Origin of the sequence: Methanoculleus horonobensis (assembly GCF_001602375.1) — an archaeon.
In the GTDB taxonomy this organism is placed as follows: Archaea; Halobacteriota; Methanomicrobia; order Methanomicrobiales; family Methanoculleaceae; genus Methanoculleus; species Methanoculleus horonobensis.
In genome coordinates this window covers 527,493-545,966 of record NZ_BCNY01000015.1, presented here as the reverse complement: position 1 = coordinate 545,966, position 18,474 = coordinate 527,493, and the positions used below count along the sequence as shown (strand labels likewise).

The window sequence follows — 18,474 nt, the reverse complement described above, 5'->3', positions numbered from 1 at the left end:
TCCGCAGGCTTCCCTCATGAACGTCACCGACATTCAGGCCGCGCTTGTCACCGATACGCGCCGCATCGCGATCATCGCGGGGCTAGCCGTGCTGACCCTCGGCGGGAACCTGCTTGCCATGGTCATCGGTGCACCGGAGAGCCTTCTCCCCCTTCCCACCCTCCCGCTCACCATCCCGATCATCCTCGCGAGTTACTGGTATCCGCGGCGGGGCATCCTCTTTTCCGTCTGCTTCGCATCCATCTACGCCGTCACGACCTACTTCCTCTCCCCGCCAGCCCCTCTGCTGATTTTCACCATCCTCCTGCGGGCGATCCTCCTCGTTCTCATCGGCGGCGTGGTTGCGTACCTCGCAACGAAACTGCGTGAGTCCGAGCAGCAGATGAACCAGATCATCGAGTTCCTGCCCGATGCGACCTTCGCCATCGACCGCACGGGAGAGGTCATCGCCTGGAACCGCGCGATCGAGGAGATGACCGGGGTGAAGAAAGAAGCCATGCTCGGCCGGGGGGAATACGAGTACGCCGTGCCCTTCTACGGCGAACAGCGCCCGCTGCTTGCAAACCAGATCCTCCAGGGCGATCCCGAGGCAGCGTACCCGTCGGTCAGGAGAAGAGGCGACGTCCTTGTCGCGGAGATCTACACCCCCCTTCTCAGGGGCGGGCGGGGGGCACACATCAGGTTCGCGGCGACCGCGCTTCTCGACCGGAGCGGACGGGTCACCGGAGCGATCGAGTCCATCCGGGACGTCAGCGACGAGGTCATGACGGAGGCCGCACTGCAGAACGCCGGCCGCCAGCTCAACATCCTCACGGGAATCCTGCGCACCGATCTCTCGAACCGGCTTGCGGTCCTGTACGGGCACCTCTCGGTGGGTGCGATGAAGTTCGACGACCCCGAGATACTCTCCTTCATCGACGACTTAAACGATGCCGCAAACGGGATCCGGCGACAGATCGAGATCTCCCGCGAGTTCCGCGACATCGGGACATCGCCGCCGGCATGGATCCCCGTGCAGCAGGCCGTCAGGAAGGCAGCCGCCAGCCTCTCCTTCAGGGACACCTCCCTCGACGCGTGGACGGAACGGCTCGAGATCTTCGCCGACCCCCACCTCGCGACGGTCTTCATCCATCTCTTCGAGAACTCGCTCGCGCCGGCGACGAAGGCGAGCAGGATCGTCGTCACGTATCAGCTGCGCCCGGACGGGTGTGCCGTCATCGTAGAGGACGACGGAACCGGTATCCCCGACGCAGAGAAGGAAGGTCTTTTTGCGCAGAAGGCAGAGGGCTACGGGCACGGGCTCTTCCTCGCCCACGAGATACTTGCCATCACCGGGATCGCGATCCGCGAGACCGGAACGTTCGGAACAGGGGCGAAATTCGAGATCCTGGTGCCGTCCGAGGGCTACAGGGTTGTCTGAGGTGAAAGGTATGATAACTGCTGTTCTTCCAGAACCGGGCAGAACGTCGACCGGAATCCGACCGGACGTCCGTGAACTGACAAGCGCGGAGTTCTCCGCCGCGGACGAGATCTGGCGCGAGTATCACGGCACGGCCGGCGATCCCGCACGGGACCGGATCTTCGCGACCTTCCTTGCAGGGCAGATCGTCTCCCTCGCCCGGTGCAGAAGGCATCCCGACGGCCTGGAGGTCGACGGCGTCTTCACGCCCGAAGACTGCCGCAATAGGGGATATGGACGCACGACGATGACCGCCCTGGTCACGGCCTGCCACAACGACGACCTCTACATGTACGCGGTCGAGAGCCTCACCAGGTTTTACGCGGAGTTCGGGTTCATCTCAATACCGGAACGCGACCTCCCCCCCGGAATCCGGGAGCGTTACACCTGGGCTGCGGGGAACATGGAGGGCGCCGAGGTCCGGCCGATGCTCAGGAGAGCCGGGTTGTAACCCGGCGCCTCGCGAACTTCCGGCGTTCAGGCTCCTTGTCCTACGCTCCGCCGCCGCGCTCCTCGAAGTAGCGCAACGCCTCAGGAACCTGCGCCCTGACCGTCCGCAGGAAGTAGTTCGTGAGGTCCGGATCAGCCACCAGGAACGAGTGCTGCATCGCCCGTTCGGTATCCTTGGTGAGCCCGCCTCGCTCGTCCATCTCCGCTTTTATGTCATGGACGGCGTTATCGACGTCCTGTTCGCTCTCCCACTTCATTACCGATATCGTTGCCATTGCTCTTCACCCCACGGCGCTGCCGTATGGGGGAGGTTCTATTTCAGATTAACCCTCACGGGGTTGGAAAAAAGGGTCAGGCTTCTTCCTGATCAAGGAGCATCTTTTCGGCTTTCTCACCGACGACCGCGCTGTTTCCGGCAGGATCCTCGAGGATGACCGTGAACGGGAAGGCCACTTCCCGTGCGGCGGCGATCGTCTCCATCATCCTGAGTGCGGCCGCCCGCTCGTCTTCGCTCTCGGGGTTCGCGAGGATCGTCTCCACCGCCTGCTCGAAACGGGAGAGGATTCCCTCGATATTGGTGACGAAGCCCTCGCAGGCGGTTCCGGGTTCGACCGCGAGGCCGAGTTCCGGGATCTCGATCTTCCCGGTCGTGCTCCGCGCCACCCGGATAGCGAGGTCTTCGGGCTCCTCCACACGCACCGTCCACCGAACCGGGTCGCCCTCCCCGAGGATGATGGTGTCGGTGTGCCGGTAGCCGCAGGCCTCGCAGGCGATAGAGACGAGGAGGATGTCGGGGAAGTGGGGGATGTCAAGGCGGTGATGGACGATCCGGATCTCGCCCCCGCAGGCGGGACAGGTTCCCGGATGGGACTCCCGCACTAGAGGCCCCCGCCGATCTTCTCGCGGGAGACCTTGACGGACATGGGCGTGATAACGACGTATTTCTGCTCGCCGAGGCCGACGATGTCGCCGTTCACGTCCTTCGCGACGTCACGAAGATCCTTTAAGACCCGCTCGAACGTCACCTTATCCATCTTCAGCCGCCCGATGTCGACGATGACGATATTACCGTTGTAGACTTCGTCTTTGACGCGGGGAGTATCTTTGAGATCGGCGATGGTGGCGATCTTGATGTACATGGATGCCGGCTCTTCGTCGCTCGAACCCTCGTAGGAGGCGAGATCGAGTTCCATGTAGTCCTCTTCGTTCCGTGCTGGACTTTTGCCGAGGATGCTGTCAAAGAGTTTTTTAACCATAGAAAAATTGAGGAATGAATTTTATTTAATAGTATCCATTATTTTCTCCGTCAGATCTCCAGATTCCAGAGATCGTCCCCGACGTAGTGGACGCTTTTAACGGACTTGCCCTTCTCCTGTCGCTCCATATCGGCTGCATCGTAGAGCGCAATCCCCACAGCAAGCGGTTTTCCGTGCCGTTCCTCGACGACCTGCACCGGGTGCCCCGCACGGATGTCCGGCGAGATCGATACGATCCCGGGGCGCATGGCATCCGCGCCGTTTGCAACGAACCTGACCGCGCCGGAATCGACCACCACCCGCCTCTCGGGTATCGGGTGTTCGACGAGCCCCCGCAGGGTCGGAAACGCCCAATCTTCGGCCCCCATCAGAAGGGGCTTTTTATCGACGAGGTAGATCCCGACGGGAGCATCCGTCTCCACCCGCTCGATCCTGTCCGACCGGAAGAGGTCGGCCGATCTGCCGATCTCGTCGGCGAGCCGCTCGAGAAGTTCGCTTATCTGTGATTTCCGGATGACGTGACGCTTTTTTACAGTAATCCTTGCCATGTCTTGAAACCTCGGGATGCGCTGACTCTCGCGCAGCAACGCGGTTATATTTAAGTAGCTTCCTCACTCAAATATATTACTCCAGAATGGACGGCAAAGGGTAATCATATGACGCCAAGACCGTTGGATATTTTAGATCAGGTACTGAATCGTCAGCCCGTCATCATCAGCCTGAAAGGTGGGAGAGAGATCCGGGGGATCCTCCAGGGATACGACGTTCACATGAATCTGGTATTGGACAAAGCAGAAGAAGAAGTGGACGGCGCGGCGCAGAAACTCGGCACGTTGATCGTCCGCGGTGACAATGTGATCTACATTACCCCTTCAGTCGAATAACATTAGGTGAGAAAATGTCAAAAGGCACACCATCGATGGGCAAACGCCAGAAGCGTACTCACATCGCCTGCAGGCGATGCGGCAAGATCTCGTTCCACGCACAGCACAAGGTCTGTGCGGCCTGTGGATTCGGCAAAAGCCGGAGAATCCGCAGTTACCGCTGGACGGAGAAGAAGGCAAAGGTACCGACGCATTAGAGCTGCATCATGTGTGGTATCGTTGGCATCGTCGATGCTGGCGGTGTCTCGTTTCCGTTGTACTACGCCCTGTATGCTCTCCAGCACCGGGGGCAGGAGAGCGCAGGGATCTCTACTTTTGAAGGCACGACCCTGTACACGCACAAAGCCCAGGGGCTCGTCGCCGAGGTCTTCAACAGTCAGACCCTGCAGGATCTGCGGGGGAACGCCGGAATCGGACACGTCCGCTACCCGACAACCGGGTCAAAGGTCCCGGAGAACGTTCAGCCGTTCAATTTCCGGTACCGGGGGCTCGATCTCTCGATCGCCCATAACGGCAACCTGGTCAATACGGCCGAACTCCGCGAGGAGTACGAGCACCGGGGGCAGATCTTCTGCACCACGACCGATACCGAGATCATCGGCAACATCATCGCCGATGCGCTCCGGACCTCCAAAAGCATGGAGGATGCCGTCCTGCTCTGCATGCGGCGGCTACGGGGTTCCTACGCCACCGTGGCGCTCCTGAACGATACCGTATACGCCTTCCGCGACCCGCTCGGCATCAAACCGCTCTGCATCGGGAAACTCGAGAACGGCTACATCGTGGCGTCGGAGAGCGTGGCGATCGATGCGCTTGACGGCACGTTCATCCGGGACGTGCGTCCCGGCGAACTCATCCGGATCGATGAGTCCGGGCTCACCTCCACCCAGATCGCGACCACGAACCGGAAGGCGTACTGCATCTTCGAGTACGTCTACTTCGCCCGCGCCGACTCGGTGATGGACGGGACGCTGGTCTACGACGTCCGGCGCCGGATCGGGCAGAAACTCTACGATGCGAATCCCGTCGAAGCCGATACGGCCTGTCCGGTCCCCGACTCCGGGATCGCGTATGCCGCGGGCTACGCCGAGCAGTCCGGGATCCCGTTCATCGAGGGGCTGATGAAGAACCGTTACATGGGCCGGACGTTCATCATGCCGACCCAGGAGCAGCGGGAGCGGGCGGTCCGGATCAAACTCAACACCGTTCGGGGAAACCTGAAGGACAAGCGGGTGGTGCTCATCGACGACAGCATCGTCCGGGGGACGACTTCCCGCCGGATCGTGAACATGATCCGGGATGCAGGGGCCGAAGAGATCCATCTCCGGGTCGGCTCCCCGCCGATCATCGCCCCCTGCTACCTCGGGGTGGATATGCCCACCCGCACGGAACTGATCGCGAGCGGCAAGGAGATCGAGACGGTGCGCAAGAGCGTCGGTGCGACGTCGCTCACCTACATCCCGCTCGATGACCTGGTGGAGGCGATCGGGTGCGGCGAACGGAACCTCTGCACCGGGTGCCTGACGGGGTGCTACCCGGTGGATATCAACGGGGAGAAGAGCTGCCACTCTGTCGTGGACTACGTGGCCGGCACCCACCAGTCCGATCTCTCGACCTTCAAGGCCGGGAAGGAACGGACGTAAACAGCCTTTCCGGAACACCATCTCTTTTTCCGGCACGCCGGGATTTTTTCCCTCTTCTGGGTTAAAAAGAGCCCGTACACGTTTTGCGCGGGTCAAAACCCCTATTTTGGGCAGATCGAATCTCGGCGTGCACTCCCGTCAGGTGAAAGAACCCCAAAGGTGCAGGAGATGGATGACGAAGAAAAAGCTGCAAAAACGCAAGAGAGTCTCTCATAGCGAGGGATGGATTTGAACCATCGATCTACGGGTTATGAGCCCGCCGGGATATCCTGACTACCCCACCTCGCTTCTGTCCTGTGAGGTATATGCATTGTTTTTTGGGAGATATATACCTTTGTGCGGGCCGGACGGGTGCGCGTCCCGGGACACCGGTGCCTGGTGCGGGGCTAATCATTTAATATGAACGAGCGGCATACTTCCGTCATATGGAAGAAGAAAGGCCGCTTGACGACGAACTGCAGCGTCTCCGGGAAGAACGTCTCCGGAAACTCGAGGAACGGTTCACGGGAACACCGGGCGGCGTCATCGAGATCGCCGATGGTGCGTTCCAGAATACCCTGCAGGAGCACCCCACCCTGGTCATCGACGTCTGGGCGGAATGGTGCGGCCCCTGCCGGATGGTTGCCCCGGTCGTCGAGGACCTTGCGCGGGACTTCGCCGGCAGGGTGACCTTCGGCAAGTGCAACGTCGACGAAAACCCCAAAATCGCGTCGAGTTTCAGCATAACGGCGATACCCACGCTCTTGTTCTTCGCGAACGGCATGCTGGTCGACCGGGTGGTCGGCGCGCTCCCGAAAGAGGCCATCAGAACACGGGTCATGCGGGCGTTCGGCACCGGCTAGAGGAAACCCCCCTGCCGGCACCGGAGCCACTCGGAGAGACGTGCGGCCATGATGAAGTCGTTCCGGGAGAGTCCGCCGATGGCGTAGGTATACCAGGCGACATCCACGAACCGGCCCGCGTGGATGCCGAGATCCGGGAGATGGTTCTCTCGCGCGGCAAATTCGGCGACCTCGTTGAGGAACGTCACCGCTTCATCGAACCCTTTGCAGGCGAACCGGGTGGTAAGACGCCCCTCTTCGAGCGACCAGTCCGGGACTTCCGGCAGGAGGTCGGCGATCTCCCGCCGGGTCAACGGCGCCGTATCCGCGACATCCAAAACGATCGCCTCAGACGAAAGATCCATACTGATCCCTCATCGGAGAGGATGAAAAAGGTTATTCCCCGTATAGTCCGGGGAGACGTTCCCGTTCTCTCGCCGGGCAGGAGATCCTCGGGGTTCAGCCGAGTTTCTTGATCAGGAATGCAACGTTCTCGGCGAACCGCCGAACCGTCTTCATCCCTTCTTCGTCGCCCAGGGCTTCGCCCGGCGTCCTCCCAAAGACCATGTTCCAGTAGGTCGAACCCGGCACGATCATATCGTTCATGAGGTAAAACATCAGCAGTTCCTGGAGCGTGGCGGTATGCCCGCCCCGCCGGGCCACGGCGATAGGGCCGCCCACCTTCCGCGAGAGGAAGGAGTCGGACGCCATCGAGACCATCCCGATCCGCTGCAGGGCCGCCGTGACGTCGCCCCGCGCCGTCCCGAAGTAGACCGGGGTTCCCACGATGAACCCCTCGGCCTCCCGGATCTTCTCGATGATCTCGTTCAGGCCGTCATCGAGGGCGCATTCCCCGTTGGTGCAGAGCCCGCAGGCGGTGCAGGAGAGGATACGCATCTCTTCGAGCGAGACGGTCTCGGTCTCGATACCCTCGCGCTCGAGGACTCTCGCGCACTCCCCGAGCACCTTTGCGGTGTTCCCCCCGGGCCGGGGGCTCCCGCAGAGCAGCACAACTCTTCCGGTCGTCATCTCACACCTCGATCAGCCGGTAATCGGCATCCCCGAGCCCAATGGTAGCCGCATACTCGAACTGGTACCTGCCGTCCGTGTAGTCCCAGACCCCCTTGAACTTGTCCTCTCCAGGAGCGAAGTTCCCTCCGAGCTGTGTCCGGGAGAACCCCTGCTCGCTGTTGACGAGGTCGAAACTCGCGCGATCGATCGCGACCGGGTCGGTGGAGGCGAGGATCCCGATATCGGGGACGACCGCCGCATCACTCCAGGAGACACAGTCGCAGTCCGGGGTGATGTTGAGGAGGAAGTTGATGTAGCCGACCCTCCCGGATTTGCCGCGAACGGCGCCGAGGGCGTACTCGCAGAGCCGTTCGATGAACGGCCGGATCTCCGTCGTCCAGTCGAACTCGATCGCGCCTGTCGGGCAGGAGCGCATGCAGTCGCCGCACCCGACGCAGTGCTCCGGGTTGAGCACCGCCCGCCCGTCGGCGAGGGTCATCGCCGCCCGTGGACAGACCGTGGTGCACTTCCCGCACCCGCCGCACCGCTCTACCTCCACGAACGGCCGCCCCGCGTGCTGCTCCGCCTTTCCCGTCGGCGGGGCGCAGCCCATCGCCAGGTTCTTGATCGCGCCGCCGAACCCGGCGAGGTCGTGGCCCTTGACGTGCGAGAGGACGATCATGCTGTCGGCGTCGAGGATGCTCCCGGCAACCCGGACGCGCTCAAAGTGCTTCCCCCCGACGGCGACCTCCTTCCAGTACCCGCCGGTGAGGCCGTCGGCGACGATGACCGGGGCGCCGGCCACCGCGTAGGCGAACCCGTGCTCGATCGCGGTGACGGTGTGCCGGACGGCGTCGGCCCGGCTCCCGGCATAGAGGGTGGCGGTATCGGTGAGGAACGGCTGCGCTCCACGCTCTTTTATCTTATCGACCACCTGCCGGGCAAAGAGCGGGTGGGTGTAGGTGTCGCACCCGCGCTCGCCGAAGTGCAGCTTGACGGCCGCAAGGTCTCCCGGCCGGACAGCCGCGTCAAACCCGGCCGCGTCAAAGAGACGGCGAATCTTCGCGACTTTGCTCTCCTGGTGACCGCGTGCCCGAATACCGGCAAAATAGACGTCTGCCATCGATCTCTGCTCCCTTGCGGGTACTCTCTGGCTGCCGGAGGATAAGAATTGCGCCGGGTTCCAGTGGTCCGGGAACCGTTCAAAGAGGGGGAAGAGGAACCTTCACCGGATCTCCACACCCTTCAACCGCACGCCGGGCTCCTCCGTCACCTCGCCGACCACCCGGGCGCCGGGGACGATTGCCCGGATCGCAGCGACGCTTTTGGCCGGGACGACGAAGGCGTAGCCCATGCCCATGTTGAAGGTCCGGTACATCTCCGCGTCACTGATCTTCCCGTTCTCCTGCAGCCAGGAGAAGATCTCGGGGACTTCGAGAGGATCGGTGAAAGAGAACCCGTACTCGCTGAGTCTCTTGAAGTTCAGGAGGCCGCCGCCGGTGACGTGGCACATCCCGTGAATCTCGCAGGCCTCCGTCACCCGGAGCACCTCGGCATAGATCCGGGTCGGCGTCAGGAGTTCTTCGCCGAGGGTCTTGCCGTTCGAGAGACGGGTCTCGTAGGATCCGCAGTCCTCGACGACTTTCCGGGCAAGGGTCAGACCGTTGCTGTGGATGCCGCTCGAGGGAACCCCGACGATCAGATCGCCGGGAACGATCCCCTCGCCGGTGACGATCTTCTCCTTCTTCTGAACCCCGAGACAGGTTCCCGCGAGGTCGAGACCGTTCACGAGCCCCTTGAGGGTCGCGGTCTCGCCGCCGACGATGTTCATGTTCGAAAGCCTCGCCCCCTCGTTCAGCCCTTCGCCGATCTGGGCCATCTTCTCGGGCAGGAGCGCATCGGTCGCGATATAGTCGACGAACGCCACGGGCTCGAGGTTCATCACGTAGAGGTCGTTGACGTTCATCGCGATGCAGTCGATCCCGACGGTGCTCCAGTCACAAAGCACGTCGGCAACGAGCATCTTCGTGCCGACGCCGTCGACGGCAAGCGCGAGGACATACGGCCCGAAGTCGATCAGTCCGGCGAAGTGCCCGACCTTCCCGAGCATCGAAAAGTCGCCGGATCTCCGGTAGGTGAGGGAATCGATCAGCGCCCGGACCGCCCGGGCCTCGAGGTCGATATCGACCCCGGCTTCGCGGTAGGTATGTTCTTCAGTAGTCATCTGAGTTCTCCGATAGCCGGAATTCATCGTGCAGCACCTGCAGGGCACGCTTTCCATCCCCGGCCTTCACGACGAAGGAGACGTTCACCTCGCTTGAACCCTGCGAGATCATCATCATGTTGACATCGGCCCGGCCGATCGCCGCGAAGATCCGGCCGCCGGTTCCGGGCGTGCCGGCCATTCCCGCACCGACGACCGCGACCGCGGCGACGTCCCGGTCGTAGGTGACCTCGCGGACGACACCCAGTTTCACGATCGGGTTGAGGGCGGCGATCGCGGCGTCCAGGTGCGACTCGTCGATGATGAGGGAGATGTTCGCCTCGCTCGAACCCTGCGAGATCATCATGACGTTCACCTCTCGCTCGGCGAGCGCGGAGAAGATCGTCTTCGCCACGCCGGGGCGGCCGACCATCTGGGCGCCGTTGATGTTGACGAGCGCCACCTTCTCGATCAGGGCGAGGGCCTTGACCACCCGTTTCTCCTGGTGTTTGTCCCGGAGGACGAGGGTGCCGGGGACATCGGGCTTAAACGAGTTCTTGACCCGGATCGGGATATTCTTCTGCATCGCGGGTTCGATCGATCGTGGGTGAAGAACCTTCGCGCCGAAGAAGGAGAGTTCCATCACCTCGAGGTAGGAGATGTCGTCGAGCACCCGGGCGTCTTTGATGATCCGGGGATCGGAGGTCATCACCCCGTCGACATCGGTCCAGATCCAGATCTCGTCGGCATCGATCCCGGCGCCGACGACGGCGGCCGAGTAGTCGGAACCGCTCCGCCCGAGGGTGGTGACGACGCCCTGCTCGGTCGCTCCCATGAACCCCATGATCACCGGGACGGTATCGGCGAGCAGCGGGGCGACCCGGGCACGTATGTTCTCCTCGCTGACCGGGAGGGCCCGGGCGTCCCCGTGATTCCCCGTCGTGACGATCCCGGCCTCGACGCCGTCGAGGACGACCGAGGGGATGCCGCGCTGCTTGAGGGCGGCGCAGACGATCGGTGCGGAGAGCCGCTCCCCGAAGGAGATGATGTAGTCGCGGGACCGGGGGGTCAGTTCCTTTAAGGTATGCACCGCCGTGAGGATGTTCTGCAGCCGGGTGAGCCGGTCGTCGATGACCGCGGTCACCTCGCGGGCGTGGTCGGGCGCCACCCTGTCAAGGAGCCGGGTGTGCCGCTCCCGTATCGCCGAGAGAAACTTCTCGATCCGGGGCTGCTCCTTGCTTGCCATGACCTCGTCGGTCACCGCGATGATCTGGTCGGTGACCCCCGAGCATGCCGATACGACTACCGCGACCTCGTCGCCTGCGCTACGATGCGATTCCACGATATCCGCGACCCTCCCGATACAGTCCGTCTCTCCGACGGAAGTGCCGCCAAATTTCATTAAAAGCCTCATTCTGGCTCACTAGTCCCCTGCAATTACTTTATGGTATTATACAACGCACCGACTAATAAGATGCATGTAGACGAGATTGTGGACGCGCACGTGCTGGTTGTCGGAAGCGGCGGCGCCGGGGTGCGGGCCGCCATCGAGGCCTCCCGGTACGGCGGCGTGGTCATGGTCTCCAAGACCATCGCCGGCAAAGGCGGGTGCACGACGATGGCGGAAGGCGGCTACAACGCCGTGTTGCGGAACCAGGACTCGATCGACGTCCACCGCGAGGATACACTGAAAGGCGGGGCGTACTTGAACGACCCGGCGCTCGTGGACGCGCTGGTCCGCGAGGCGCCGGAGCGGATGGCCGACCTCGTCCGGTGGGGCGCCGTCTTCGACGTCACGGAGAACCGGGAGGTCGCGCAACGGCCGTTCGGCGGGCAGCGGTTTCCCCGAACCTGCTATGCCGGGGACAGAACCGGGCACGAGATGATCATGACCCTCCTCGACCGGCTCGATGCGACCGATACGCACCTCTACCAGGAGGTCTCGGTCATCGATCTCATCAAGGACGAGAACGGTGCGGTCGCCGGCGCGATTGCTCTCGACCGGGACGGGGACGTCGTGCTCTTCCGCTCCGACGCGACGGTGCTCGCGACCGGCGGGGGGACGCAGGTCTACGATATATCCACGAACTCCGCCGCCGGAACCGGGGACGGGTTCGCGATGGCCTACCGGACGGGGGCGGAGCTGATCGATATGGAGATGGTTCAGTTCCACCCGACGGGTGCCGTCTACCCCTACGACGCCCGTGGCCGCCTGGTGACGGAGGCCGTCCGGGGCGAGGGGGGGATACTCCTGAACGCACGGCGGGAGCGGTTCATGGAGCGCTACGACCCCGAGCGGATGGAACTCTCCACCCGGGACGTGGTGGCGCGGGCGATCGCGACCGAGGTGCTGGAAGGCCGGGGAACGAACCGGGGCGGGGTCTACCTGGACGTGACCCACCTTTCGGCGGAGACGATCGAGAGCAGGCTTCCGGTGATGCTCGAACAGTTCCTCGCGTTCGGCGTCGACATCCGGCGGGAGCCGATGGAGGTCGCTCCGACCGCCCACCACATCATGGGCGGGGTTCGGATCACCCCGGAGTGCCGGACGACCATCCCCGGCCTCTTCGCCTGCGGGGAGGTTGCCGGCGGGGTGCACGGCGCAAACCGCCTCGGCGGGAACGCCCTTGCCGACACGCAGGTCTTCGGAAAACGGGCAGGGGAGTTCGCCGGGAAGGCGCCCGCACGGAGCGGCCGGCATGATGAGGCCGCAATCGACGAGAGACTCCGGATGCTCGACGGTTTCTTCGAGGGGGCGGTTAACCCCGCAGACGTCAGGAAGGATCTGAAACTCACGATGTGGAGCCAGACCGGGATCTTCCGGAACGCCCCCGACCTCCGGACAGCCTTAACGCACATCCGCCGGCTCGCCGACCAGCGGCTCTGCGCCGCCTCGACCGCGAACCTGCTTGAATGTTGTATGGTCCGGAACATGTGCACCACGGCGTCCCTGATCGTCCGGTGCGCTCTCCTGCGGCCCGAGAACCGGGGAGCCCACGTCCGGCTGGACGCGGAGATCGTGACCGAACCGGCGGCGTCGCCGTTCTCCCACACCTACGTCTCGCTCGCCCGGGAAGGGATCGAGCGGCGGGAGGTGACGGCATGAAGACGATCGCCCTCCGGGTCTCGCGCTTCGACCCGGCGATGGATACGGAGCCGCACGTCGAGGAGTACGTCGTCCGGGTCAACGAGGGGGCCCGGGTGCTCCACGCCCTCCACGCCGTCCGCGACGGGCACGATCCGACCCTTGCCTACCGCTACTGCTGCGGGTCGGGGCAGTGCGGGAGCTGCGCCGTCCGGGTGGACGGAAAGCCCGTCCTCGCCTGCATGGAGGAGGCCCGCGACGGGATGACGGTGGAACCGCTGGCGCTCCCGGTCTTAAAAGACCTGGTGGTCGACCTGGAACCGGTGATCGCGAAGATCGCCCGGATATGCCCGGCACCGGATGCAGGGCTCCCGACAAAAGAGGAGATCGAGGCGATCAAGCCGCTCCGGGACTGCATCGAGTGCTTCTGCTGCGTATCGGCCTGCCCGGCGCTCCAGGTGACGGAGTTCGCCGGCCCGACGGTGCTCCGGCAGGAGATGCGCCTCGCCCTCGATCCCCGCGACTCGGGGGACAGGATCACCGACGCGATCGAGAAGGGGCTCTTCTACTGCACGACCTGCAAGCGCTGCACGGAGGTCTGCCCGAAAGAGATCGAGATCCCGGGCAAAGCGATCGAGAAACTCCGTGAGATCGCGAACCGCCGCGGGCTGACCCTCCCCCGCCACCAGGAGGTGGCACGGCTGGTGCAGGAGACCGGCCGGAGCGTCGAGCGGACGAAAGCCACATTCCTCGAGCAGGTGCCGGAGGTGATCGAGCCCGACGGCCCCGTCCGCGGCGAGGTGGGGTTCTTCGTCGGGTGCATGTTCAACGGCCGGGTGCCGCAGACGGCGCTCGACGCGATGGAAGTGATGAAGCGCAACGGCATCCGGGTGATCGTCCCCCACGACCAGGTCTGCTGCGGTTCGCCGCTGATCCGGACGGGGCAGACGTCGTATGTAGAGGATCTTAAGAAGAAGAACATCGAGGCCTTCGCCAGCCGTGGGATCACAACCGTGATGACGATCTGCGCCGGGTGCGGGGCGACGCTGAAGAACGATTACGAGACGCCGTTTACGGTCAAAGACGTCACGGAGATCCTCACCGAGTACGGGATCGAGCCCCCGGCGAAGCTCGATATCCGGGCGACCTACCATGACCCCTGCCACCTCCTCCGCGGCCAGGGGATCAGCGAGCAGCCGCGGACGCTCCTCCGCGGGGCCGTCCGGGAGTTTGTGGAGATGCCGACGCAGTGCTGCGGTGCCGGCGGCGGCGTCCGGTCGGGGGTGCCTGAGGAGGCCAGTGCCCTCGGGGCGAAGCGCGACGAGTGCGTGAAGGCGACCGGCGCGGACGTCGTGGTGACGGTCTGCCCGTTCTGCGAGTTCCACATCGCGGACTGCACGGACGTGCCCGTCAAGAACCTGACGACGATCCTGCTCGAAGGCTACCGGAAGAAGGACGCGGAGCGGGAAGGCTCTGCGTGAACCCCCGGTAACGCTTTTTTACAGCCGGAAACGCTTCACACAACCCCGTCACCGGCAGGTCTTCACGTGAGTCGACAAGGCAGGCGCGATCCGCCGTTCCGGTGTTTAGCCAGGAACAGCCACAACCTTTTTACCGATTGGTTCAAATATGTTCCATGTGGAACAAAATGTGTCCATCAAGATCGTTGCTCTCCTGCTCAGGGGCGACTCGCACCCCCGCAAACTTGCAAAAGATCTGAACGTTTCACACACCACCGTGTTGCGGAGACTTAAGGACTTATTAGACGGGAACGTCGTAGACTTCAGGATAGAGGGGAAAAATAGAACCTATTTCCTGAAGAAAACTCTTGAAGCGCGGGTGCACGTCTATGTAGTGGAGTGGTACGCGCTCGGAAACCTGATTGAAAAGGCCCCTCATCTACGATCAGTCATCAGGACGATCCAGGAGAGACGGGATATCCCGCTTGCCATAATCTTCGGCAGTTATGCGAAAGGAACTGCGGATGAGAAGAGCGACATCGATCTCTATATCGAGACAGATGATAGAGAGGTGAAACGAGAACTGGAGCGTTGCCACTCGAGGCTCAGCGTGAAGATCGGAGCCTGGGATCCGGAAAATCTGTTGATTCGGGAGATCGCAAAGAATCACATCATCGTGAAGGGAGTCGAACGGTATTATGAAAAAACAGGGGTTTTTGAGTAAACTCTACGATGAAGGGAAGATCCGGCTCGTTGAGCCAAGCACTCAGATCCAGGAGGCATACCGTAAGAAGTCAGAGAGTTTTCTCGTCTCGGCAAAGATCCTGCTCGAGAACGGGCGGCTTGAAGAGACGGTATCGATGGCATACTACAGCATGTACTACATGGTGCTTGCCCTACTCTTCAAGACCGGTATAAAATGCGAAAACCACTCCGGCGCAACGATCCTCCTTGAGAACCTGTATGGAATTGACAATTCCCGGATTGTCGCCGCCAAAAGAGAGCGAATCGATAAGCAGTACTATGTGGACTTCGCGATCACGGCAGAGGATGTCCGTGACTCGATAGAGGAGGCTGAGACGTTCTGTGCAGACTTGCTCGATTCCATGGAGCGCCTGCACCAGGGGGACATCTCACGCCTCAGGGAAAAAGCAGTGCGGCTCTTAGAAGGGCCGGACGAGTGACAGTGTCAAGGATGCCCCGGGTGTGTTCCGGGAGATGCTGGATGGCGATCTCCTGCGATCGTTCATGGAGTGCCTGCAGGTCAGGGGGGAGCCGTATGGAATTGGGGTTTGATCGCGAGAAGAACCGGCAGGAGCGGCCGGTCTTTGTTCGGAGGCATGCCCTCCGGGTCAGGGAGGTTCCAAACGAGGTCTGGAGCCGCGAACAGGCCGACCTGATCGATGCGTTCTTTCAAAATGCCGGAAACTTCGCTCTTTCCCGATCCGATTACCTCCGGATGCATCAGGCCCGGCGGCACCGCCCCGAACCGGTGCATGGCGATGGGTAAGGCAAGGCAGACAGGGCCGTTTCCAGGTATTGGTTCAAAAATGTTCCATGTGGAACAAAATGTGTCCACTCAGGGCGCTTCTCGGAGCCGTCATACGTAGAGAACCTCGTTCAAGATACGGTGGCCGATACGGGGTTTGAGTGCGCTCTTTTCAACCAGGTCCACCTTCCTTCCGAGGATCTCGGAGAGGTACCGCTCGAGCCTGAGGAACCCGAAGATCCCCGGCACCTCGGAGAACTCGACCAGGATGTCCACATCGCTTCCCTCGTGCTCCTCGCCGCGCCGGCACGAGCCGAAGATGCCGGATGGATCCAACGTGATAGATCTCCTCCAGGTACAGGACTGCACCGAGATCCAGCCAACCGGACAGAACTTAGGGACCGCATTGGAGTATACATCAACCGGGATTGACGCAGCATCTCTGCCGCGACACCCCGACCGACGTAACCCGATGTCCATTCTCCATATCACACCGGCAGACGAGCGTGCGCCCCAAAAGCCGGCACGACACCCATCCTTACACCGGCGGCGGACCTTCTCCTCACCTCACGAGTGGCCGATACCAGACGTTCATGCTCTCGAACCCGCCGCAGATGTTGGTGTTGTTGACGAGCGTCCCGCCCCACGCATACCCCGCCCGGGCGAACGTGGCGTTGATCGGGTAGGAGAGCGCCCGGGCGATGGTGAAGGCGATCTTCATCCCGGCCGCCCGCATCTCCCCCTCCATCCGGGAGAGGAGGAAGCCCGAGAGGTTTTGGCCCCGGAAATCCGGGTGCACGGCGAAATCGGTCATCTCGACGTTCTCGTCCTCGCGGTAGATCTCCGCCGAGGAGGCCGCGGCAAGCCGGCCGTCGGCGGTGCGGACGGTGAAGTAGCGGTAGTCCCCGGCCATCGTCTCCCGCAGGTAGCCGGGATCGGCGATGGGAAACGGGTAGGTCGCAAAGACCTCGCCGTAGAGCGCGGCCAGGTCGTCGGCGTCGTCCTCTGACCCGGGCGCATACTTCCAGCCCGGCGGGAGGCCGGCGGGGCGGGCATCGCCGGCCTTCTCGCGGACGGCCGCGATGACCGCGGCGACATCGGCCGACTCCTGCCTGCGATCCGCATCGAAGAACTTCGCCGCGAAATACCCGTCCTCCCTGCCCCGGAAGAACCGGGGAACCCGCGCCTCGACGATGTAGCCCCGGGCGATGAAGAGCGGGAGGGCGGAGGCCGGCACTTTTACAAATATCTTCGTGTAGCGCTCTCTCTGTGCGAGCGCATCGAGGTCGTCGAGAATTCCAGGAAGGTCGGCGGGCGAGAGGTGCATCACGTAGATCCGGTCGCTCAACCGTCCGTGCTGGACGAGGGTGCCGCCGATCGTCGTGACGGTATCAGGACTCATTTCTCCGCTCGAACCGCTCGGTGTGCTCCGGGACGAGTGCTGTCGTCGGATCCTCGTCCGAGAGGAGTTTGACGATCCCGACCGCTTTGGACTCGTCCGCGCCCTCGAGCCTGAGGTACTGCCCGCAGGTCGCGCACTTGCGGTCGCACCAGACCGGCTCGTAGGAATCGGGCTCGCGGTAGGTGGTGATCACTCCCTCGAAGTTCCGGAGCACCACCCGGTTCGTGGCCCAGGAGATGAGGTACTGGGGCATTACCGGGATCTTCCCGCCGCCGCCGGGAGCGTCGATGACGTAGGTCGGGACGGCAAACCCGCTGGTATGCCCGATGAGGCTCTCGATGATCTCGATCCCCTTGGAGACCGGGGTGCGGAAATGGGTGAGCCCCTCGGAGAGGTCGCACTGGTAGAGGTAGTAGGGGCGGACCCGGTTCCTGACGAGTTTCTGCACCAGGGTCCTCATGATCCGGGGGCAGTCGTTCACCCCCGCCAGGAGGACGGTCTGGTTGCCGAGCGGTATGCCGGCATCGGCAAGCCGTGCGAGCGCCTTCTGCGAGGATGTCGTGATCTCCGCCGGGTGGTTGAAGTGGGTGTTCACCCAGAGCGGGTGGTGCCGGGCGAGCATCGCGCAGAGTTCATCCGTGACGCGGTAGGGGAGGACGACCGGAACCCGGGTGCCGATCCGGACCACCTCGACGTGCTCGATGTCGTCGAGTTCGGTCAGGATCCAGTCGAGGCGGTCGTCGGGAAGCATGAACGGATCGCCCCCGGAGAGGAGGACGTCCCGGATCTGGGGGTTCTCCCGGATGTAGTCGAGGCTCTCGATCACCTCGGCCTCTGAGGGGATGGAGTCGACGTCCCCGACCTTCCGCTTCCGGGTGCAGTGCCGGCAGTACATGGCGCAGACGTTGCTGACCAAAAAGAGCACCCGGTCGGGGTAGCGGTGGGTGATGCAGGGAGCCGGGTGGTCGGCGTCCTCGGCAAGCGGGTCCTCCATGTCGTCGGGCTCGACCTGCAGCTCCGCCGGCGACGGGAAGCATTGCATGAAGATCGGGTCGTTCCAGAGATCCTTTGGATCAATGAGCGAGAGGTAGTACGGCGTTATCCTCAGGGGGAACCTGCTTGCGGTCTCTTCCAGCTCCCGCCGCTCGTCCTCTCCGAACGATACGCCGAGCAGCCGCTCAAACGTGGAGATCCCAGTGATCGCGTGCCGGACCTGCCACTTCCAGTCCCGCCAGACTTCCGCGGCGGCACCTGCATCGATCCTTTCTGCTATCTCCTGCTGGTTGGTTGATAAAATGGCCATTTGCAGTT

At 62.9% G+C, this 18,474-nt stretch carries 23 protein-coding genes and 1 tRNA gene; 11 read left to right on the top strand and 13 right to left on the bottom strand.

Going from position 1 to position 18,474, the window contains the following annotated elements:
• Positions 1-16: 16 nt before the first annotated feature.
• Together MCUHO_RS10505 and MCUHO_RS10500 are read left to right on the top strand one after the other, a co-directional pair.
• Positions 17-1,420, top strand: coding sequence for a PAS domain S-box protein (locus MCUHO_RS10505; RefSeq protein WP_067078001.1), 1,404 nt, complete (start codon positions 17-19; stop codon positions 1,418-1,420).
• A 10-nt stretch (positions 1,421-1,430) separates the two neighbouring features.
• Entirely contained in the window at positions 1,431-1,910 is a 480-nt protein-coding gene (locus tag MCUHO_RS10500; protein WP_067078859.1) for a GNAT family N-acetyltransferase, read from the top strand.
• Between the two features lie 40 nt (positions 1,911-1,950).
• Here MCUHO_RS10500 and MCUHO_RS10495 read toward each other — a convergent pair whose 3' ends face one another.
• From MCUHO_RS10495 to MCUHO_RS10480, 4 genes are all read right to left on the bottom strand, one after another.
• A complete protein-coding gene (locus MCUHO_RS10495) occupies positions 1,951-2,184 on the bottom strand; it encodes a hypothetical protein (protein ID WP_067077998.1) in 234 nt (77 codons plus the stop codon).
• 76 nt (positions 2,185-2,260) lie between these two features.
• Complete coding sequence (locus tag MCUHO_RS10490) at positions 2,261-2,788, bottom strand: ZPR1 zinc finger domain-containing protein (protein WP_067077997.1); 528 nt, start codon at positions 2,786-2,788, stop codon at positions 2,261-2,263.
• Complete coding sequence (locus tag MCUHO_RS10485) at positions 2,788-3,165, bottom strand: cell division protein SepF (protein ID WP_067077995.1); 378 nt, start codon at positions 3,163-3,165, stop codon at positions 2,788-2,790. The genes MCUHO_RS10490 and MCUHO_RS10485 overlap by 1 nt, the downstream gene beginning before the upstream one ends.
• 50 nt (positions 3,166-3,215) lie before the next feature.
• Positions 3,216-3,713, bottom strand: a complete 498-nt coding sequence (locus tag MCUHO_RS10480) for an RNA-binding protein (protein ID WP_067077993.1) — start codon at positions 3,711-3,713, stop codon at positions 3,216-3,218.
• Between the two features lie 108 nt (positions 3,714-3,821).
• On the opposite strand from MCUHO_RS10480, the gene MCUHO_RS10475 reads away from it, so the two are divergent.
• From MCUHO_RS10475 to purF, 3 genes are read left to right on the top strand one after another with little or no spacing between them, the layout of a single operon-like run.
• Complete coding sequence (locus tag MCUHO_RS10475; protein WP_011843085.1) at positions 3,822-4,049, top strand: LSM domain-containing protein; 228 nt, start codon at positions 3,822-3,824, stop codon at positions 4,047-4,049.
• Positions 4,050-4,063: 14 nt separating this feature from the next.
• Positions 4,064-4,246, top strand: coding sequence for a 50S ribosomal protein L37e (locus MCUHO_RS12440; RefSeq protein WP_011843084.1), 183 nt, complete (start codon positions 4,064-4,066; stop codon positions 4,244-4,246).
• A gap of 9 nt (positions 4,247-4,255) precedes the next feature.
• Complete coding sequence (gene purF, locus MCUHO_RS10470; RefSeq protein ID WP_067077991.1) at positions 4,256-5,692, top strand: amidophosphoribosyltransferase; 1,437 nt, start codon at positions 4,256-4,258, stop codon at positions 5,690-5,692.
• Between the two features lie 213 nt (positions 5,693-5,905).
• Here purF and MCUHO_RS10465 read toward each other — a convergent pair.
• Positions 5,906-5,980 (bottom strand) — tRNA-Met (locus tag MCUHO_RS10465).
• Positions 5,981-6,117: 137 nt separating this feature from the next.
• Here MCUHO_RS10465 and trxA point away from each other — a divergent pair.
• Positions 6,118-6,534: a thioredoxin gene (trxA, locus tag MCUHO_RS10460; RefSeq protein ID WP_067077989.1), complete on the top strand. Its 417-nt coding sequence runs from the start codon at positions 6,118-6,120 to the stop codon at positions 6,532-6,534.
• On the opposite strand, the gene MCUHO_RS10455 is transcribed toward trxA, so the two are convergent.
• The 5 genes from MCUHO_RS10455 to MCUHO_RS10435 form a co-directional block, all read right to left on the bottom strand.
• Positions 6,531-6,878: a 4a-hydroxytetrahydrobiopterin dehydratase gene (locus MCUHO_RS10455; protein WP_067077986.1), complete on the bottom strand. Its 348-nt coding sequence runs from the start codon at positions 6,876-6,878 to the stop codon at positions 6,531-6,533. The two genes, trxA and MCUHO_RS10455, sit on opposite strands and share 4 nt — an antisense overlap.
• Positions 6,879-6,972: 94 nt before the next feature.
• Positions 6,973-7,542, bottom strand: coding sequence for a flavodoxin family protein (locus MCUHO_RS10450; RefSeq protein ID WP_067077983.1), 570 nt, complete (start codon positions 7,540-7,542; stop codon positions 6,973-6,975).
• Between the two features lies 1 nt (position 7,543).
• Complete coding sequence (locus tag MCUHO_RS10445; protein ID WP_067077980.1) at positions 7,544-8,647, bottom strand: DUF362 domain-containing protein; 1,104 nt, start codon at positions 8,645-8,647, stop codon at positions 7,544-7,546.
• A 102-nt stretch (positions 8,648-8,749) separates the two neighbouring features.
• Positions 8,750-9,748: a phosphoribosylformylglycinamidine cyclo-ligase gene (purM, locus tag MCUHO_RS10440; RefSeq protein ID WP_084385997.1), complete on the bottom strand. Its 999-nt coding sequence runs from the start codon at positions 9,746-9,748 to the stop codon at positions 8,750-8,752.
• Positions 9,738-11,129 carry an aspartate kinase gene (locus MCUHO_RS10435; RefSeq protein ID WP_067077973.1) on the bottom strand — a complete coding sequence of 464 codons (1,392 nt, stop codon included), beginning with the start codon at positions 11,127-11,129 and terminating at the stop codon, positions 9,738-9,740. The genes purM and MCUHO_RS10435 overlap by 11 nt, the downstream gene beginning before the upstream one ends.
• A gap of 72 nt (positions 11,130-11,201) precedes the next feature.
• On the opposite strand from MCUHO_RS10435, the gene tfrA reads away from it, so the two are divergent.
• The 5 genes from tfrA (at position 11,202) to MCUHO_RS10410 (ending at position 15,782) form a co-directional block, all read left to right on the top strand.
• A complete protein-coding gene (tfrA, locus tag MCUHO_RS10430) occupies positions 11,202-12,833 on the top strand; it encodes a fumarate reductase (CoM/CoB) subunit TfrA (RefSeq protein ID WP_067077971.1) in 1,632 nt (543 codons plus the stop codon).
• Positions 12,830-14,293: a fumarate reductase (CoM/CoB) subunit TfrB gene (gene tfrB, locus MCUHO_RS10425; protein ID WP_067077968.1), complete on the top strand. Its 1,464-nt coding sequence runs from the start codon at positions 12,830-12,832 to the stop codon at positions 14,291-14,293. The genes tfrA and tfrB overlap by 4 nt, the downstream gene beginning before the upstream one ends.
• Positions 14,294-14,462: 169 nt before the next feature.
• Positions 14,463-14,996, top strand: coding sequence for a nucleotidyltransferase domain-containing protein (locus MCUHO_RS10420; RefSeq protein ID WP_235808244.1), 534 nt, complete (start codon positions 14,463-14,465; stop codon positions 14,994-14,996).
• A complete protein-coding gene (locus MCUHO_RS10415) occupies positions 14,971-15,456 on the top strand; it encodes a HEPN domain-containing protein (protein ID WP_067077962.1) in 486 nt (161 codons plus the stop codon). Before MCUHO_RS10420 ends, MCUHO_RS10415 begins: the two co-directional genes overlap by 26 nt.
• A gap of 95 nt (positions 15,457-15,551) precedes the next feature.
• On the top strand, positions 15,552-15,782 hold the full coding sequence (locus MCUHO_RS10410; RefSeq protein ID WP_067077959.1) for a hypothetical protein: 231 nt from the start codon (positions 15,552-15,554) through the stop codon (positions 15,780-15,782).
• A gap of 90 nt (positions 15,783-15,872) precedes the next feature.
• Here the strand turns inward: MCUHO_RS10410 and MCUHO_RS12910 are convergent, their stop codons facing one another.
• The 3 genes from MCUHO_RS12910 to kamA form a co-directional block, all read right to left on the bottom strand.
• Complete coding sequence (locus MCUHO_RS12910; RefSeq protein WP_201786427.1) at positions 15,873-16,097, bottom strand: nucleotidyltransferase family protein; 225 nt, start codon at positions 16,095-16,097, stop codon at positions 15,873-15,875.
• A 226-nt stretch (positions 16,098-16,323) separates the two neighbouring features.
• The gene (ablB, locus tag MCUHO_RS10400; RefSeq protein ID WP_067077956.1) at positions 16,324-17,163 is read right to left on the bottom strand and encodes a putative beta-lysine N-acetyltransferase; all 840 of its coding nucleotides are present in this window, start codon (positions 17,161-17,163) and stop codon (positions 16,324-16,326) included.
• Positions 17,153-18,466, bottom strand: a complete 1,314-nt coding sequence (gene kamA / locus MCUHO_RS10395; protein ID WP_067077953.1) for a lysine 2,3-aminomutase — start codon at positions 18,464-18,466, stop codon at positions 17,153-17,155. The genes ablB and kamA overlap by 11 nt, the downstream gene beginning before the upstream one ends.
• Positions 18,467-18,474 lie beyond the last annotated feature (8 nt).

What these genes read in the sequence shown, in the direction of transcription:
- tfrA (WP_067077971.1), top strand. Translation starts at nt 11,202, where the DNA reads ATGCATGTAGACGAGATTGTGGACGCGCACGTGCTGGTTGTCGGAAGC.
- tfrB (WP_067077968.1), top strand. Translation starts at nt 12,830, where the DNA reads ATGAAGACGATCGCCCTCCGGGTCTCGCGCTTCGACCCGGCGATGGAT.
- MCUHO_RS10485 (WP_067077995.1), bottom strand. Translation starts at nt 3,165, where the DNA reads ATGGTTAAAAAACTCTTTGACAGCATCCTCGGCAAAAGTCCAGCACGG.
- MCUHO_RS10410 (WP_067077959.1), top strand. Translation starts at nt 15,552, where the DNA reads ATGGAATTGGGGTTTGATCGCGAGAAGAACCGGCAGGAGCGGCCGGTC.
- kamA (WP_067077953.1), bottom strand. Translation starts at nt 18,466, where the DNA reads ATGGCCATTTTATCAACCAACCAGCAGGAGATAGCAGAAAGGATCGAT.
- MCUHO_RS10450 (WP_067077983.1), bottom strand. Translation starts at nt 7,542, where the DNA reads ATGACGACCGGAAGAGTTGTGCTGCTCTGCGGGAGCCCCCGGCCCGGG.
- trxA (WP_067077989.1), top strand. Translation starts at nt 6,118, where the DNA reads ATGGAAGAAGAAAGGCCGCTTGACGACGAACTGCAGCGTCTCCGGGAA.
- MCUHO_RS10505 (WP_067078001.1), top strand. Translation starts at nt 17, where the DNA reads ATGAACGTCACCGACATTCAGGCCGCGCTTGTCACCGATACGCGCCGC.
- MCUHO_RS10500 (WP_067078859.1), top strand. Translation starts at nt 1,431, where the DNA reads ATGATAACTGCTGTTCTTCCAGAACCGGGCAGAACGTCGACCGGAATC.
- ablB (WP_067077956.1), bottom strand. Translation starts at nt 17,163, where the DNA reads ATGAGTCCTGATACCGTCACGACGATCGGCGGCACCCTCGTCCAGCAC.
- MCUHO_RS10415 (WP_067077962.1), top strand. Translation starts at nt 14,971, where the DNA reads ATGAAAAAACAGGGGTTTTTGAGTAAACTCTACGATGAAGGGAAGATC.
- purM (WP_084385997.1), bottom strand. Translation starts at nt 9,748, where the DNA reads ATGACTACTGAAGAACATACCTACCGCGAAGCCGGGGTCGATATCGAC.
- MCUHO_RS10480 (WP_067077993.1), bottom strand. Translation starts at nt 3,713, where the DNA reads ATGGCAAGGATTACTGTAAAAAAGCGTCACGTCATCCGGAAATCACAG.
- purF (WP_067077991.1), top strand. Translation starts at nt 4,256, where the DNA reads ATGTGTGGTATCGTTGGCATCGTCGATGCTGGCGGTGTCTCGTTTCCG.
- MCUHO_RS10435 (WP_067077973.1), bottom strand. Translation starts at nt 11,129, where the DNA reads ATGAAATTTGGCGGCACTTCCGTCGGAGAGACGGACTGTATCGGGAGG.
- MCUHO_RS10445 (WP_067077980.1), bottom strand. Translation starts at nt 8,647, where the DNA reads ATGGCAGACGTCTATTTTGCCGGTATTCGGGCACGCGGTCACCAGGAG.
- MCUHO_RS12440 (WP_011843084.1), top strand. Translation starts at nt 4,064, where the DNA reads ATGTCAAAAGGCACACCATCGATGGGCAAACGCCAGAAGCGTACTCAC.
- MCUHO_RS10475 (WP_011843085.1), top strand. Translation starts at nt 3,822, where the DNA reads ATGACGCCAAGACCGTTGGATATTTTAGATCAGGTACTGAATCGTCAG.
- MCUHO_RS10495 (WP_067077998.1), bottom strand. Translation starts at nt 2,184, where the DNA reads ATGGCAACGATATCGGTAATGAAGTGGGAGAGCGAACAGGACGTCGAT.
- MCUHO_RS10455 (WP_067077986.1), bottom strand. Translation starts at nt 6,878, where the DNA reads ATGGATCTTTCGTCTGAGGCGATCGTTTTGGATGTCGCGGATACGGCG.